At 54.9% G+C, this 14,624-nt stretch carries 14 protein-coding genes; 10 read left to right on the top strand and 4 right to left on the bottom strand.

Features of this window, described 5'->3' with window-relative positions; genetic code table 11:
* The first annotated feature begins 46 nt into the window (after positions 1–46).
* The 3 genes from E3E28_RS01835 to wtpC are packed head-to-tail and all read left to right on the top strand — an operon-like array spanning position 47 to position 2,917.
* Positions 47–1,123: an ATP/GTP-binding protein gene (locus E3E28_RS01835; protein WP_167913815.1), complete on the top strand. Its 1,077-nt coding sequence runs from the start codon at positions 47–49 to the stop codon at positions 1,121–1,123.
* 2 nt (positions 1,124–1,125) lie between these two features.
* Positions 1,126–1,878, top strand: coding sequence for a DUF3226 domain-containing protein (locus tag E3E28_RS01830; protein WP_167913814.1), 753 nt, complete (start codon positions 1,126–1,128; stop codon positions 1,876–1,878).
* A 4-nt stretch (positions 1,879–1,882) separates the two neighbouring features.
* Entirely contained in the window at positions 1,883–2,917 is a 1,035-nt protein-coding gene (wtpC, locus tag E3E28_RS01825; RefSeq protein ID WP_167913813.1) for a tungstate ABC transporter ATP-binding protein WtpC, read from the top strand.
* Here the strand turns inward: wtpC and tsaA are convergent.
* On the bottom strand, positions 2,889–3,545 hold the full coding sequence (gene tsaA, locus E3E28_RS01820; protein ID WP_167915098.1) for a tRNA (N6-threonylcarbamoyladenosine(37)-N6)-methyltransferase TrmO: 657 nt from the start codon (positions 3,543–3,545) through the stop codon (positions 2,889–2,891). The genes wtpC and tsaA overlap by 29 nt on opposite strands.
* 120 nt (positions 3,546–3,665) lie before the next feature.
* Here tsaA and E3E28_RS01815 point away from each other — a divergent pair, with 120 nt between their 5' ends.
* Genes E3E28_RS01815 through E3E28_RS01795 form a run of 5 tightly spaced genes read left to right on the top strand, consistent with a single transcriptional unit; the run spans position 3,666 to position 9,502 of the window.
* Positions 3,666–4,640 carry a MoxR family ATPase gene (locus tag E3E28_RS01815; RefSeq protein WP_167913812.1) on the top strand — a complete coding sequence of 325 codons (975 nt, stop codon included), beginning with the start codon at positions 3,666–3,668 and terminating at the stop codon, positions 4,638–4,640.
* Entirely contained in the window at positions 4,630–6,567 is a 1,938-nt protein-coding gene (locus E3E28_RS01810; protein WP_167913811.1) for a hypothetical protein, read from the top strand. The genes E3E28_RS01815 and E3E28_RS01810 overlap by 11 nt, the downstream gene beginning before the upstream one ends.
* The gene (locus E3E28_RS01805) at positions 6,554–7,366 is read left to right on the top strand and encodes a hypothetical protein (protein WP_167913810.1); all 813 of its coding nucleotides are present in this window, start codon (positions 6,554–6,556) and stop codon (positions 7,364–7,366) included. The genes E3E28_RS01810 and E3E28_RS01805 overlap by 14 nt, the downstream gene beginning before the upstream one ends.
* The gene (locus E3E28_RS01800; protein ID WP_167913809.1) at positions 7,363–8,610 is read left to right on the top strand and encodes a DUF58 domain-containing protein; all 1,248 of its coding nucleotides are present in this window, start codon (positions 7,363–7,365) and stop codon (positions 8,608–8,610) included. The genes E3E28_RS01805 and E3E28_RS01800 overlap by 4 nt, the downstream gene beginning before the upstream one ends.
* Positions 8,591–9,502, top strand: a complete 912-nt coding sequence (locus E3E28_RS01795) for a hypothetical protein (protein ID WP_167913808.1) — start codon at positions 8,591–8,593, stop codon at positions 9,500–9,502. Before E3E28_RS01800 ends, E3E28_RS01795 begins: the two co-directional genes overlap by 20 nt.
* On the opposite strand, the gene E3E28_RS01790 is transcribed toward E3E28_RS01795, so the two are convergent.
* On the bottom strand, positions 9,453–10,718 hold the full coding sequence (locus E3E28_RS01790) for an adenosylhomocysteinase (protein WP_167915097.1): 1,266 nt from the start codon (positions 10,716–10,718) through the stop codon (positions 9,453–9,455). The genes E3E28_RS01795 and E3E28_RS01790 overlap by 50 nt on opposite strands.
* A 53-nt stretch (positions 10,719–10,771) precedes the next feature.
* Between E3E28_RS01790 and E3E28_RS01785 the strand changes: the two genes are divergently transcribed.
* Positions 10,772–11,344 (top strand): cyclase family protein, encoded by a 573-nt coding sequence (locus E3E28_RS01785; RefSeq protein WP_167913807.1) that lies wholly within the window; start codon positions 10,772–10,774, stop codon positions 11,342–11,344.
* A 223-nt stretch (positions 11,345–11,567) separates the two neighbouring features.
* A complete protein-coding gene (locus E3E28_RS01780; RefSeq protein WP_167913806.1) occupies positions 11,568–12,731 on the top strand; it encodes a cell wall-binding repeat 2 family protein in 1,164 nt (387 codons plus the stop codon).
* On the opposite strand, the gene E3E28_RS01775 is transcribed toward E3E28_RS01780, so the two are convergent.
* Positions 12,732–13,094: a ribonuclease P protein component 4 gene (locus tag E3E28_RS01775; RefSeq protein ID WP_167913805.1), complete on the bottom strand. Its 363-nt coding sequence runs from the start codon at positions 13,092–13,094 to the stop codon at positions 12,732–12,734. It abuts the gene before it with no gap.
* Between the two features lies 1 nt (position 13,095).
* Positions 13,096–14,583: a hypothetical protein gene (locus E3E28_RS01770; protein ID WP_167913804.1), complete on the bottom strand. Its 1,488-nt coding sequence runs from the start codon at positions 14,581–14,583 to the stop codon at positions 13,096–13,098.
* Between the last annotated feature and the right edge of the window lie 41 nt (positions 14,584–14,624).

Raw genomic sequence — 14,624 nt, 5'->3', positions numbered from 1 at the left:
ACAAAGATTTAAGGGGAATTTGTAAAAATGGATTGGTGAACAGACCATGATAACGTCCCTTCACATTAGGAACTTCAGAGGCATCTCTAATTTACGTCTCAACGATTTGAGTAGAATTAACGTTGTCGTTGGCAGAAACAACGTGGGGAAGTCCTCAGTTCTCGAAGCCATTGCAATCGCCGTCGGTGCAGTGAACCAAGACTCGTCCGTGCTGAAGAGGGTTCTAACCCAAGTATTGAAGTGGAGGGGCTGGCTGGGACGCACCTCAATAAACTTCCTCTTTATGGCCCCGTCTACTCCTATTGAACTCACTTTTACAGCTAATAATGTTCCCTATACAATTACACTCAGACATCCAGGTGAAGTTGCGAATCTTTTGGCAAGGGCACATAATCTTGAATTTGATATCGAGACTCTCAAGAATATGATGACGGAATCAATTGATGTCATTAACTTCGAGATCAAGGCCGGGCCTCTCAAACGCAGTGCCATGACGTTGGTTTCTGAAAAAGGTAACGTAACGGTGATGGCGTCTGGCGATGAACCCTATCCCGTTGAACTCCCCATTGAGTTCGTAACCCCCTACGACATGAACGCACCGGGGTTCATCGAAGCCTCTTTCTCAAAGGCATTCAAAGCCAAGTCTTATTACAGGGCGCTTAAGTTAATTCGCAGGGCGTATCCAGAAGTTGAAAACCTGAGCCCTGTCCCCGAGGGCAATGGCGTTTTGATGTACGTCGATATAAGGCACTCCCCCCAGAGCGTTCCCTACTATGTCATGGGAGATGGATTTAAGTTCCTCTCGGCAATCGCTTTCTTAGTTTCATCTGTAACAGGAGGGCACTTCCTCATTGACTCTGCCGAGGCGTTCCACCACCCGAAATCCCTCAGAACCATGGTCAGAACTCTCATAAAGGGCTCTTTAGAGAACGACGTCCAGGTGTTCTTAACAACCCACAGCCTTGAACTGTTGGACATGCTCATCGAAGAGGGTATCGAGGCCGGGATAGACGGCAGGGTTGTTTACATGAAGCGTGAAAAGGGCAGGGTAGTCACGGACACCAAGACGTTTGAGGAAGCAAGGGAGATACGAGAAGTTATAAACCTCGACTTGAGGGGGTAACCATGGAACTGAGGGAAACGAGGATTCTCCTTCTTGAAGGGTCGATGGACGTTAGTTTTTTTGTTCCAGTTCTTAAGGGACTTTATGACTTCAATGAGAACCGAAAATACTGGGAACTTATTCCAATCAAACGTGTTGGGAGGGACGTTCTTTCGTCTCCAATTCCGCTTATTAAAGATGACCTTCTTCTCGTCATTCATCACGCCGGCGGAAGGAATAACCTGCCAAAAGCCCTTGGACTCATCATAGCAACATTAGCTTACTGGGAAAATCTACCATCGCCTTCCGTCGTTGGAATCGTCCGCGATGTCGATACAAATAGGGACGTATTGGAATGGACGAAAAGCATCCTCAGGAAGTTTTCTCCAGTGAGTGACGAGGATTCCCTCTTAGTGACTCTCTCAGGATGGAGGGTTAGGGTACTCCCCTTCGCTATTGGCAACGTGAAGTTAGCACATCCAAACATTGAGGAGAAGCGCGAACTGGAACTCCTTCTGGCGAGATTAGCAAAGGAAGAAAGCACACTCACAAGATTCTCCCGCTCAATAAAGGTGTTGAATGAGGACAAGGGCTCAAAACTCACACCAAAGGACATCATGCACGTCCTCGCAATCGCCAAAAACTTTAGCGGAGATAGCCTTTCGGGACTTTACAGGAAGTTTGTCGAAGAGCTCATTCGAACTCAAAGGGATGTTTTCGTGGACGTTCTCAACGAAAGTGGTGTTGTGGACTTCCTTGAAAAATTAACTAGGTGATGCCATGCTCAGGGCTGAGGGAATCTCCAAGGACTGGAAGGAGTTCCACCTCAGGGATATAACCCTCGAGGTTAAAGAGGGCGAGCACTTCATAATCCTCGGCCCGAGCGGTGCGGGAAAGACGGTTCTCCTTGAGATAATCGCTGGGATAATAGAGCCGGACTCGGGGAGGGTTTACCTCAGAGGCAGAGACGTTACAGATTTGCCACCCGAGAAGCGCGGTTTAGCCTACGTCCCCCAGAACTACGCCCTCTTTCCCAACATGAGCGTCTACGACAACATAGCCTTCGGCCTGAAGGTCAGGAAGGTGCCAAAGCCCGAAATAGAGCGAAAGGTCAGGGAAATCTCCAAGGTTCTCGGGATAGAACACCTCCTCCACAGGAAGCCGAGGACGCTGAGCGGTGGGGAGCAACAGAGGGTAGCACTCGCGAGGGCGCTCGTCGTCGAGCCACCGTTAATCCTCCTCGACGAGCCCTTTGCCAACCTCGACGTCGGAACGAGGGCGAAGCTGTTAACCGAGATGAAGCGCTGGAGGCGAGAGCTGGGCTTTACGGCCCTGCACGTAACGCATTCCTTTGAAGAAGCGATAAGCCTCGGCGACCGCGTTGGGGTGATGCTCGACGGCAGACTCGTTCAGGTTGGTAAGGTCAGGGACGTCTTCTCAAGGCCGGTGAGTGAGGAAGTCGCTCGCTTCCTCGGCTTCGAGAACATAATCGAGGGAATCGCCGAGGGGAGAAAGCTCAGGGTCAACGGGGTCGAGATTGAGCTTCCGGTCGAGGCTAAAGGAAGGGTCAGGGTCGGCTTAAGACCGGAGGACATAATAATCTCGACCGAGCCGATAAGGAGCTCCGCCAGAAACGAGTTCAAAGCTGTCGTTGAGTCAATCGAGGAGCTCGGCCCGCTCGTGAGGGTAAGGCTTTCCCTCGGTGACCTGAGCCTCACGGCCTTCATAACCCGCTCATCGATGCTCGAACTCGGGATAGAGAAGGGAAAAGAGGTCTACGTCAGCTTCAAGGCGAGCGCGCTTCACGTGTTCTGAGCTTGTCCTTTATCTCCACCGGCAGGCTCTCGTAGACCTCATTGAGGGCATCGATGAGCTCGACAAGTTCTTTGGCCGTCAGCGTCGTCGTCTTCGGGCCGATTTCGAGTATCAGCGCGTCGTATTCCTCCGGCGAAACCTCCTCAAGCTCGTCTAAATGCTCGGCTTTCCTCGGGATTATGTTCACCTCTCCAATCATTCTACCTGCCCTTATCTCGGCTTCCCGCTCCTCTATCGGAACCTCCTTGGGGCAGTCGTAGCGCTCGACGAAAATCTTGATGTCAACCACCGGCGTTCCGTCGAGGGCGTCAATCTCGTCGATGTAGAGTCTGCCCTCCTCGATGCGGTGAATTCTGACGGTGTAAAGAGCTATTGGATTCGGCCTGTAGGGCGAGCGCGTGGCAAAAACGCCGGTGAGCGGGTTCTTCGGGTTCCCGTAGGGGTGCACCTTGAGGATTCTTCTCCTTGCGGGCGTGTCGCTCCCGTGGAACCAGAGGACGAGCTTGACCCAGTCGCCTTCCCTGAGGCCCTCCGTTGCCTCCCAGAACTCGGGCAGGATTTCTATGTGCGTTTCCTTGCTTTTCCTCACGAAGCCGACGGGGGTTATTTTGAAGGGTTCGAAGTTCATGGGCATCACACTTTGTGCTCTCTAACAGGACTTATAAATCCAAATCCTCCGTAACTTTTAAAAATGGCTGTTGTTTTCAAGCGTCAATGGTAAACTGAAAATGCACGCGAGGTGTATAGTGTGGAGCCCGGTGAATTCAGGAGCATTGTGGACGAAATAGTGTCGGAGATTTCCACAGTTTACATTGGAAACACTGAGCCCATTCGGAAGACTCTCACAGCTCTCCTCGTGAACGGAAACGTTCTCTTTGAGGATTATCCCGGTCTCGGAAAGACACTGCTCGCGAAGGCGTTTGGCAAAACGCTGGGACTCAGTTACACGAGGATTCAGTTCACTCCTGACCTTCTACCCGCGGACATAACCGGAACTAAGGTGTGGCGCCACGATAAGGGTGTTTTTGAGCTCGTTAAGGGGCCCATCTTCACCAACGTTCTGCTCGCGGATGAAATAAACCGTGCCCCTCCTAAGACCCAGTCGGCACTACTTGAGGCCATGGAGGAGAGACAGGTAACGATAGAGGGCGAAACCCACCGGCTCAACAGGCCGTTCTTCGTCATAGCCACCCAGAACCCAATAGAGTTCGAGGGAACGTATCCCCTTCCTGAGGCCCAACTCGACCGCTTCCTTCTCCGCCTGAGCGTTGGTTACCCCCGGAGCCTTGAGGATGAGATAGCCATTATGGAAGCCCGCCTGCGCTGGGGCAAGGACGACCCGACGGAGGACTTGGAACCCGTGATTGACAGGAAGACTCTACTGGAGATGCAGGACCTCGTCGAGAAGGCCGTCTTCGTGGGAAGGGAAATCCTGACCTACATCGCGATGCTCGTGAGAACGGCACGTTCTGACAGCAGGGTTGAGGCCGGGCCGAGCCCGAGGGGTGCGCTCGCCCTAATGAAGATTGCCAAGGCCAATGCCCTGATGGAGGGCAGGGATTACGTGATTCCCGACGACGTGAAGGCCTTCGCCGTTGATGCTCTGGCCCACAGGATAGTTGTGAAACCCGAGCACGCCTTTGAAGGCGTTACCGGCCGGGACGTGGTCCTGAGCGCCCTCCAGAAAACTCCTGTGCCGAAGGGAGACGACGATGAGGCGTGAAAGATACGCACTGCTGTTGCTCCTCCTCATTCTCCTCGCGACCCTGACCCTTGGATACAGGGGCTCCTCTGCCGGTGGAGGGGGTAAAACAAGAAACGCCCTTAGCGGGCTCTTCATGGAAACCTCCAAGAGCATTACAAAGGCCAGTTCAAGGCCAACCCAGATGGGCTCGTTTAATTCGTTTAATCCGAACTCCTTTGGAGGGGGCAACTACCGCCCGGGCGTTCCGACGTCAGACTTCAGTTTCAAACCCACCGACAAGAAAACTCGCTGTCCCGTTGCAATCCTCCCGAAGGACCCAATGCTGGTCTGCGTTGAAAGACCCGCGAGAAGTGTTCCCATACTGTCGTGGAGCCTTCCCAGGGATTTTGACATGATAGTCTGGTACCGGGGAACCTACTACCTCCCCTACGTCGAAAGCCCGTCCGGCCCGGTTCCCCTTAAGGGAGTCAACCGCCAGCCCAGATACCGCCTCGACACGGAAACTCCAATCGTCATGACGACCTACGGGGTCTCGACTGAGTTCACGTTCTATACCAACTTCACGGGCCCGCTCAACTACACCTCAGGCCTGCCTCTGAGGGTTATTTCCAGGACTGAAAACGGCTCGGTAATAACCTACACCTTTGAGGTCCCTCCAGTTGGTAAAAACTACACCCCCGGCTACTACCCGGTCTTCATTTTCACATCGAACAAAACAGGCAGGACCGCCCTCCTCATGTGGGTGGCGCTCCTTGAAAAGCCCGTTGTTGAGATAACGAAATACCCCGATGTCCTCTCCGGTAACGGCAACCTCCGAATGCCCATCGAAGGAACCGTTATGTATCCGAACGGAAGCCCCGTGCGCGACGGCCTTGTTACCGTAACCCTCAACAGGACGAAGAACACAACGGGCACTATAGTCGGCGTTGTCCGGGTCAGCAACGGCACGTTTAACCTGACGGCGGTAGTCCCCGAGGGAGAGATGCCGGGAAGCTACCACGTCGTCGCCCACTACCGGGGTTACCTTGCCTATCCCTCCAACAGCGACCCTGTAATTACAATAAAGCGGGTTCCCGAGGTTGAACTTAAGCGCCTGAACGGAACCCTTGCGATTTTCCTCAACTGGAACGGCAATCCCCTGCCCAACAGGACGATAACGGTTACCGTAGGAAACATGAGTCTGAATCTGACGACGGATGAGAGGGGTTACGCCTATCTGAGAATCGGTAACGCCACGAGGACGGTTAGGATAGTGTATCCAGGTGATGACCTGTATCTGCCCCTCAACGAAACCCTTGAGATTCCTCCTCTGGAGAACGGAAAGGAAACGACATCCTCACCGGGGTTCGGGGCGAAACATCCCCTTAACATCTCCCGCCTAATAAAGCTGGTATCCGGTCTATTCCTTGTTGTGGGTATTGCCTACGCTGTGATGAAGCGTAAAAGCCTCCCCGAGTTGCCCCTACCGTCCCGTCAACTTTACATTGAGCCTTTGAAGGTTCTCAGCCCGGTCAGAAGGGTTTTCCTGCCCGACGAGCCGGTGAGGGTCGTGTTGAACAGGCCCGCGGAGGCTTTCCTTGACGGTGAGCCTCTCGGAAAAGGGGATGTATTTGAGCTTCGGCCGGGCGTCGGGACTCACGTTTTCTCGGCGGAGGACGTTAGCTTTGGGTTCCACGTTCTTCCCCCGCGCGAGGCCGTGATTAAGGCCTACAACCTGCATTTTCTCCCCTACGTGGAGTCCCTGGGAGTGCCCACCGAGCGGAGGACGCCCTTTGAGATAGTCCGCGCCCTCAGGAGAAAGGGGTTCGATGACCCTGCCCTTGAGACAATTGCGTCCCTATTCGTTTTAGCTGACTACGCGGAGCGTCCCCTCAAGAGTCGCGACTTCATGGAGTTCGTGGAAGCCCTTGAGAGGCTGGGGGTGTTCGGTGATGGAGAAGAGTAAGATTAATTCAATCCTCTCGACGGCCTTTACCTGGACCGTGCTTAGCCTGATGTTCATGAAGGAACCCGTCCCGTCCGTACTCCTTGGTATAGGTGCGGGAGTTGCAATGTTCGCCAGATACGCAAGAAGGTATCACGACCTCCTCATTCGGGGCGCGGGGTGGGGTATAGCTTCCCTTGCGTTCCTCCTCTATACCGGCTCACATTGGTACAAATGGTTTTTCGTTGGAATCACCGCTTGGGTCGCTGTTTCCTACGTCTTGGCCTACCTCCTTAGGGTGATGTTCGATAACGATTTCATTGAGCGGAAATTCCTCGCGTTCCTCCTCGTCGGAGCCGTCTTCTCGTTCCTGCTTGCGTACCCAAACCTCAGGGGAGCACTGCGTTTCCTTATCCTATTGACTATGAGCGGGTTAATCCTCTACTTGACCTACGCCGTCTCCACCTACGTCTCCACGCACCTGAGCAAGAAATCCCGTATTGAACCCCTCCCCCTGCCGTCCGGAAGCGTTCGCGAGGACTACTATTCAAGGGAGCTTAGAAGGGTCATTGAGTCGTTCGTTGAAAAAGGCGACAAGGTTCCTCTGACTGTCTTTTTAATCCGAAACGCTCCTGAAGGCCTCGCCGAGGCCCAGCTCCGTGAAATCGTGAGACCGATAGTGGAGTACGCTCCGCCGAGGCATTCACCCCTCCTTCCTCCCTGGGTGGTTGAGAAGAAGCTTGATTACGAGAGGCTCAGACGGCGTGAGATTCTCAGAAAAACCCTTGGAAAACTCGGCTTCTCGGGGGTTGACTCATGAAGCGGATGGACGTCCTGCTGTTCGCGACCCTTGCGCCGTTCTCTCTCGCGCTCTTCACCGGAGTTCTTGGTCTGGCATACGCAAGCTTAATCCCTGCGTCACTTCTCGCGTACTCCCTCCTCTCCGACCCGCCATCGGGTTTTCACGTTGAAAGAACAGTGGAGGCACAAAACATCGCCGTGGGCCGGCGGGCCCGGGTTCGGGTTAGACTTACCGTCGAGAGGGGTTCGGGCTTGGTGTTCGTAGGGGATGTTGTTTCCCCGGGGCTTAAGGTTCACGGCCGAAACCGCAGAGTTTTCATAAAGCTACCCGGCGAGGTTCTTCAGGTCGAGTATTCCTATGAAGTCTCCCCTGGAAAGCGGGGCGTTCACTCAATCTCCCCCGTTGAGGTTATAGGCAGGGATTTCCTCGGAATCCTTGAGACGAACTACGAGATATTTGGAGACGAGGTAACGATAGAAGCCAAGCCCGTTGTTGGTAGCCTCAGAACAAGTTCCCTGAGGAGTATTCGGGCCAGAAGACGCGGTCTACCGGCGGTTCTCTCTCGCAAGGGGATATCCTCGCGGGACTTCAAGGAGATTAGGGAGTATCGGCCAGGGGACCCCCTCAATGCAATCAACTGGAAGGCCACCGCCCGCTTCGGTGTTCCCCTCGTCAACGAGTACGAGCCCGAGGGCATGGCCACCGTCATGGTGTACGCTGACACAACGACCGAGATGGGAACTGGGGACGTCTTCAGCGGGGCCCTCGAAAGCGCCCTAAGCCTGTCGCTTTCCCTCGTGCATACCTTACTCAAGGCAAACCTGAGGGTTGGTCTGTATCTCGCGGGCTCCAAAAGATTCGTAACACCCAGAACGGGAATGCAGGCGTTTTCGAGCTTTATGCGGGCTGTCCTTTCCGCCGGCCCGTCTCCTGACCCCGAACCGATACCCCTGGCAGTGGAGCGTTCCAAGAGGGCAGGAAAGGTTGACCTTGCAGTAATCGTAACCAACGTTACTCCCTACAACGTCTCGGAGCTGAGGGATGCCGTTGGAAAGCTCAGGAAAACCTTTAACTGCAGGGTTCTTCTCGTGGACATCAATCCCTACGGGGCAATTGATGAAGACGTTGCGCAACTCTCCCGTCTCCACAAGCGAAAGCTGACCGAGAAACTCGGCGTGCCCGTGGTGGAGTGGGTTCCCTCCCAGGAGGGTCCAAGCACGGCCCTGAAAAAGGTTCTTGGAGGTGTCTCCCTTGCGCTTTAGGGTCTCAACGAATTCACTAAAGCTCGCCGTTCTGGTCTTACTGCTCCCGCTGGCGTGGCTGGCTTCGCTGACGGACGTCGTCAGGTTCCTCGCCGGCAACATTGGGACCCGATTGGGAATTCCCGCCCCTTCCCTGCTTCTGGGACTCGTTTTCGTCATCGTTCCCGCGCTCATTTACGTTTACCTGACTGGAGACCTCCTGAGGCCGTTCCTTCTGGCGCTGGTTCTGTACCTTCTGCCCGCAATCTTCGGGATTGACATTAACCTGCTCGACAGGTACGTTCCCGGGGCAATTGTCCTGTTCATGGGTTTCCTGCTGGCGCTCTTTATAACGTGGCTCGAGGGGGACGTTAAGTCTGTTGAGGGTGAGGAAGGTGAAAGGCTCTTCGTTTCGTCCCTCCGTGAAGTTCTCGTTCCCCTGCCCCTTGGAATAATGCTGATAGTCCTGCTCCTATGGCGCAGTTCCCTTGGAAAAACCCCTCGGAACGTCCTTCCTCTGGCATTCCTGCTACCACTTCTGCTCTTCGCCACAGTGGCCTTTGCGCTTCACTTTAGAGAGGACCGGAATGAGAAGGTACAACCCGCTAAAAAGTCATACCTAATCCTCCGCACAACCATGAAGGCCGGTGATTCCTTCATTCTCGATGTCTCGGAGAGGATGGAGAGGAGCGTTACCTTCACCCTGTCCGGTGGGTTTCCGGTTGAGAGACCGATACTCCTCAAACTTGAGTGGGACGACGAGGCCCCAGAGGTCATCGTTCTAATGTCCCCCTGGGATACGAGAACTCTACTAAAGGCAGAGGAGTTAAGAAAGGGGGAAGAAGTGTATTTCCTGTACCTCCCTACGTCCCGTGCTCCCAGCTCTCAAGGTATTCCCTCTGCTCCTCTGTGAGCTCTTCAATCTTTATTCCCATGGCTGAGAGCTTAATCCTCGCGACCATCTCGTCAATCTCCCTTGGCAGGACGTAGACCTTTGGCTCAAGCCTCTCGTGGTTCTCCTTGATGTACTGCGCCGCCTTCGCCTGCAGGGCAAAGCTCATGTCCATAATCTCCGCCGGGTGGCCGTCGGCCGCCGCTAAATTGACCAGCCTTCCGTCTGCGAGAAGGTAGAGCCTCCTTCCGTCCTTAAGCTTGTACTCCCTGATGTTGGGCCTCGGCTCGCTTATCTCAACGGCGAGCTCCTCAAGGTCGGGCTTCCATATCTCAACGTCGAAGTGGCCGGCGTTGGCCATTATGACGCCGTCCTTCATGAGTTCGAAGTGCTCTTTGCGAATGCACTTGATGTTGCCCGTCGAGGTGACGAAGATGTCGCCTACCTTTGCCGCCTCCTTCATGTCCATGACGAGGAAGCCGTCCATCCTTGCCTCCAAAGCCCTAATCGGGTCAACCTCGACGACTATAACCGTGGCACCGAGGCCCCTTGCCCTCATCGCTATTCCCCTTCCGCACCAGCCGTAGCCGACAACGACGACGTTCTTTCCGGCGACGAGCAGGTTTGTGGTCCTTATTATGCCGTCCCACGTGGACTGGCCGGTTCCGTAGCGGTTGTCGAAGAGGTATTTGGTATAGCTGTCGTTGACCGCTATGATTGGGAACCTCAGAACCCCGTCCTTTTCCATCGCCCTCAATCTGATAACGCCGGTCGTTGTTTCCTCGCTCGCGCCCCATATCTCGTCTATCAACTCCTGCCTCTCGCGGTGGACGGTGCTTATCATGTCCGCGCCGTCGTCTATGATGATGTTGGGCCTTATGTCCAAAGCCCTGTGCATGTTTTCGTAGTATTCCTCCCTGCTCTCGCCTCTAATCGCGTAAACCTTGACGCCAGCTTTAGCCAATGCGGCGACGACATCATCTTGGGTGCTCAGCGGGTTGCTCGCTGCCGCTGAAACCTCCGCTCCGCCGGCCTTGAGAGTAAGGAGCAGGAAGGCCGTCTTCATCTCAAGGTGGAGTGTCGTGGCGATTCTGACCCCCTTGAAGGGCTTCTCCCTCTCGAACTCCCTCCTTATCGTCTGGAGAACGGGCATGAAGCGCGAGACCCAGTCAATCTTCTTCTCCCCGCTCGGAGCGAGCGAGATGTCCTTAACGCAGTAATCCTTCGTGCAGTCCATACCAATCACCGGTGGGTTTTTAATTTCCTGGGTTAAAAAGGGTTGGTGTTGTTATGATAGTCGACCTCTCGCTCCCCCTGGGAGAGGACACGCCGGTTTACCCCGGCGACCCGGAGGTAAAGGTCAGGCCCTGGGCCTTCATCGAGCGCGACGGCTACTATATGAACGCCCTCAAGCTTGGCGAGCACTCGGGGACGCATGTTGATGCTCCGGCCCACTTCATTCCCGGCGGAAAGACGGTGGACGAGATGCCCCTCGAGAAGTTCATCGGCGAGGCCTTCGTTATTGACGTTCGCAATGGCGAGGGAACCGTTAAACTCGACGAACTGCCAGATTCTGGCTATTATGGGAAAATCGTCCTCTTCCTAACCGGCGGGAGGGAGCTTTCGCCGGAGGTCGCGCTATTCCTCGTGGCGGAGGGTGTTAAAGCCGTTGGCACCGACGCGATGAGCATTGGTGACGAGACGGTTCACACGGTTCTCCTCAGCGAAGAGGTGCCAATATTTGAGAACCTCACCAACCTCGAGGCCATCCTCGGAAGAACCTTCACATTCATAGGTCTTCCCCTGAGAATCGAGGGTGGCTCTGGAAGCCCGGTAAGGGCGGTAGCGATAGTCGAAGATTAACGTTCCCTTTGGTTTCTTCTCTGGCATTATGGCTTTTTTCGGGCAACTGCTGGATAGTTTTGCCCCTGGAACGATTTGGAACGATGAGGTTCTTTCTGGTTCGTTGTGGGAAGTATGAGAACGAACGAAATGCCCTGGATTTTTTAGAAACCGTCTATCTGACCTTAATTTCGTGAAAAAAGCTTAAATAGGGCTTTTTCATAGTTGATAATGGTGATGAGCCATGATGGGTAAGAAGTTGGTGGCAGTCCTGTTCGGACTGCTTATGATTGGAATGGCATTTGGAGCGGGAAGTGCATACGCAGGGGAAGCGACGGTTACAGTAATCCTCGTCAGTGACAACGCCGCGGACAACGCGATAGCTCAGTACCTCGCCAACCTGACCGGTGCGGTCGTCGTGACGACCACCTGGGGCACCTACGACCCGAACGTTACGGCGGAGATACTGAGCTACGCCCCGGACCAGGTTATAATAATAGGTGGTCCCGATGCGGTTGTGAGCGAGTACGTTACCGACCTTGAGGAGTACAACATAACCGTTTACCGCTGGTGGGGAGCCAACAGGTATGAGACTGACCTCGCAGTTATGGGCAACGCCAGCAAGCTCTTTGGAATCAAGTTCAACGCCAGCGTCGTTGTTGCCGGCAACGACAGCCTTGCAGTCCAGACCGCCCTCAGGCTCGCTGTCCAGAACCGCGCGATGATAATATACGTCAACCAGTCGACCAACGTCACCAAGCTCATGGAGAGGTTCCAGGTCAGGGAGATGGTAATGGTCCAGAGCAAGGCCTCTGAGAAGGTCATGGAAAAGGTCTCCAGGGAGCTCAAGGCCTGCAACTGCACCGCCAAGCAGGTCCAGGCCAACGTTACGGCCGAGCAGGTTAAGATGATTATGGAGCAGGTCCGCGAGAGGCTCATGGCCATTGAACAGATAGCAAACACCACGAACTCAACCCAGCTTAGGGAACAGGTCAGGGAGATGCTCCAGCTCATGGAGCAGGCTAACGCAAGCCTTCAGGCCGGAAACGTCACCGAGGCTTACGGGCTTGCCCTCAAGCTTCAGGTGAAGACCGAGTTCGCCCTCAAGGAGGCTAACAAGGAGCTCCACAGGGCCATGGAAAAGAACGGAAAGCTCGCCCTTGAGATGGAGCTTGAGAAGATTGAGGCCCAGCTTGAGGTCCTTGAGAAGGCAGGAGTTAACGTCAGCTCCGTTCAGACAATCCTTGACAAGGTCAAGGAGGCAATTGACGCGGGGAACTACAGCGTTGCCAGGGTGCTCCTCAAGGATGCCAAGAAGGCCCTCCACGAGCTCTACATGACGAACAGGGAAACCGTTAAGATGAACCCGGGAATGGGTTCAAAGCCCGAGAAGAGCGGAAGGCACTGATTAGGTTTCCTCCCCTTTTCTCCTCGCTTTTTTCTCCCGCAGATACGGGTAGCGCATTATGTGTCCGCAGTTGAGGCACTTTATGACGACGTGGGGATAGGGTTTGCTCCTCAGCCTCACGCGCGCGTTCTTTCCCGGGACGAGGAAGGAGTGACAGCGCTTGCAGTAGCGACGCTTCCACGTCCTCGGGAGTCTTATCTTGGCCTTCTGCTGGACGGCAAGGGCTATCTCAACGTATCTGTTCGCCAACTCCGGGCTGTACGGAAAAACCCTTTCCGCGAGGGTGAAGAGCGTCTCAACGCGCTCCCTCGCTATCCGTTTCTTCTCCCTCTGCTCCTTCTTCCTCAGGAACTTCTTTCCCACGCTACCACCTCACCAGCTTCAGCTTTCCGGGAAACGGTTCGTAGAGGTAACCCTCGCGGAGCAACTTTTCAAGGGTCTCCCCCGCGTGCTCCCTCCTAAAACCGGCCTCGATGAGGGCCTTTAAGAACTCCTCCCTCGTGACCGTTCCGTCAATGGATGTCGCCTCGAGGTCTTCAAAGATTCTAACGCCAATCTCCGCCACCCGGGAGTTCCCTATGTAGCGCTCGTATTCCTTCAGGAGCCTCAGCTTTTCCCTGTCTGGAAGTTCGTTTATCCACGTGTCGGTTATCTCCTGGTACAGACCGAGCAGGTCGCTTATGAGACCCCTTCCGAGTTTTCCTTCAAAGCGTCCCATCGCACCGAGAAGCCTCGCCCCGAGCCTGTACCTAAGCCCGACGTTAAAGACCTTGCCCGAGAGCGTCAGGGCATCGAAGAGCTCCCCGTACTCGTTTCGGTTTCTCATCAGGAACGCCTCAAAGCGGTAGCGGTAGTCCTCCATCTCACCGAGGTTTAAAACTCCAACGCGCCTTCTGGCGACCATGATTGTGGCGACGACGTTAGGAATAAGCTCCTCAAGCTCGCGGTTTCGCTCGTAGGCAACGTCCTCGGTTATTACGAGCGGGGCCTCCCCGAGAGTTGCGGTCTCGTCTTCGGGCTTCATCACGAGCCTCGGGCTGAGAAAGCCTGCGCTCTTTTCCCGGAAGTGCTCCTCCGCCCACTTGGGCACCGGTCTGGGCCTCTTCAGCATGGTCCTCGTGTGGGGGACGTAGTAGGCCAACTTCGCCCTCGGCCTCGCGAACCTGAAGTCGAGGCCCAAGAAATCGTCGTCGAACTCCGTCCATCTGTCCCGCCTAAGCTTCAGCTCCTCCGGAAGGAGCGAGTGGAGGTATTTCAACGCTTCCCAGAGTGAGAGAACCGAGCGCTCGCGCTCCCCCTTGAAGGCCGAGAATGTAACACCCTCCCCCCAGTTTTCTGCCCCTACGACGGTCGGCGCGCTCAAGAGGGAGTATATTATCGCCCTCTCCGTCTCGTAGTTCGCGTAGACCGTGCTTGAAATGAGCTCCTCAAGTTCGCCCCGGCTCAGCGCGTAGTTGGGATAGTTGAGCCAGTGGTTCTCGTAGGGGACCTCCTTCAGCTCGATGACGCGGAGAAGCTTGAGGTTTCCGTAGGGGTAGGCGTCGAGTATTCCCCTGACCCTCACGTAGGCGCCCGAGTAAACGCTTTTCCCAATCGCGCTCGCCTCGTCTATCCTCAGAACGAGGTATGCTCTGAGCCTGCTCTTCTTCAGCTCTTCCGGCGAGAGTGGAGTTAGGAGGTAGTAAACCGCGTCCCTTGGTGCGTTCGGCGGTTGCCTGAGGAGCAGAAAGCCCTCAACCTCAACTTCCTCCCCGTTCCTCCTTTGGATTTCGCGAAGGAAATCCCTAACCCGGGTCTCTGGTGTTAGGGGCTCCTTTCGCTCCTTCCTGATTAACGCGAGTAGCTCTTCCATCAAAGCCTGAAGAACCGCAAAGTTTATAAAGTCATCTCTGA

This window comes from Thermococcus sp. 21S9, from assembly GCF_012027635.1.
Taxonomy (GTDB): Archaea; Methanobacteriota_B; Thermococci; order Thermococcales; family Thermococcaceae; genus Thermococcus.
This window is presented reverse-complemented; position numbering and strand designations above follow the sequence as displayed.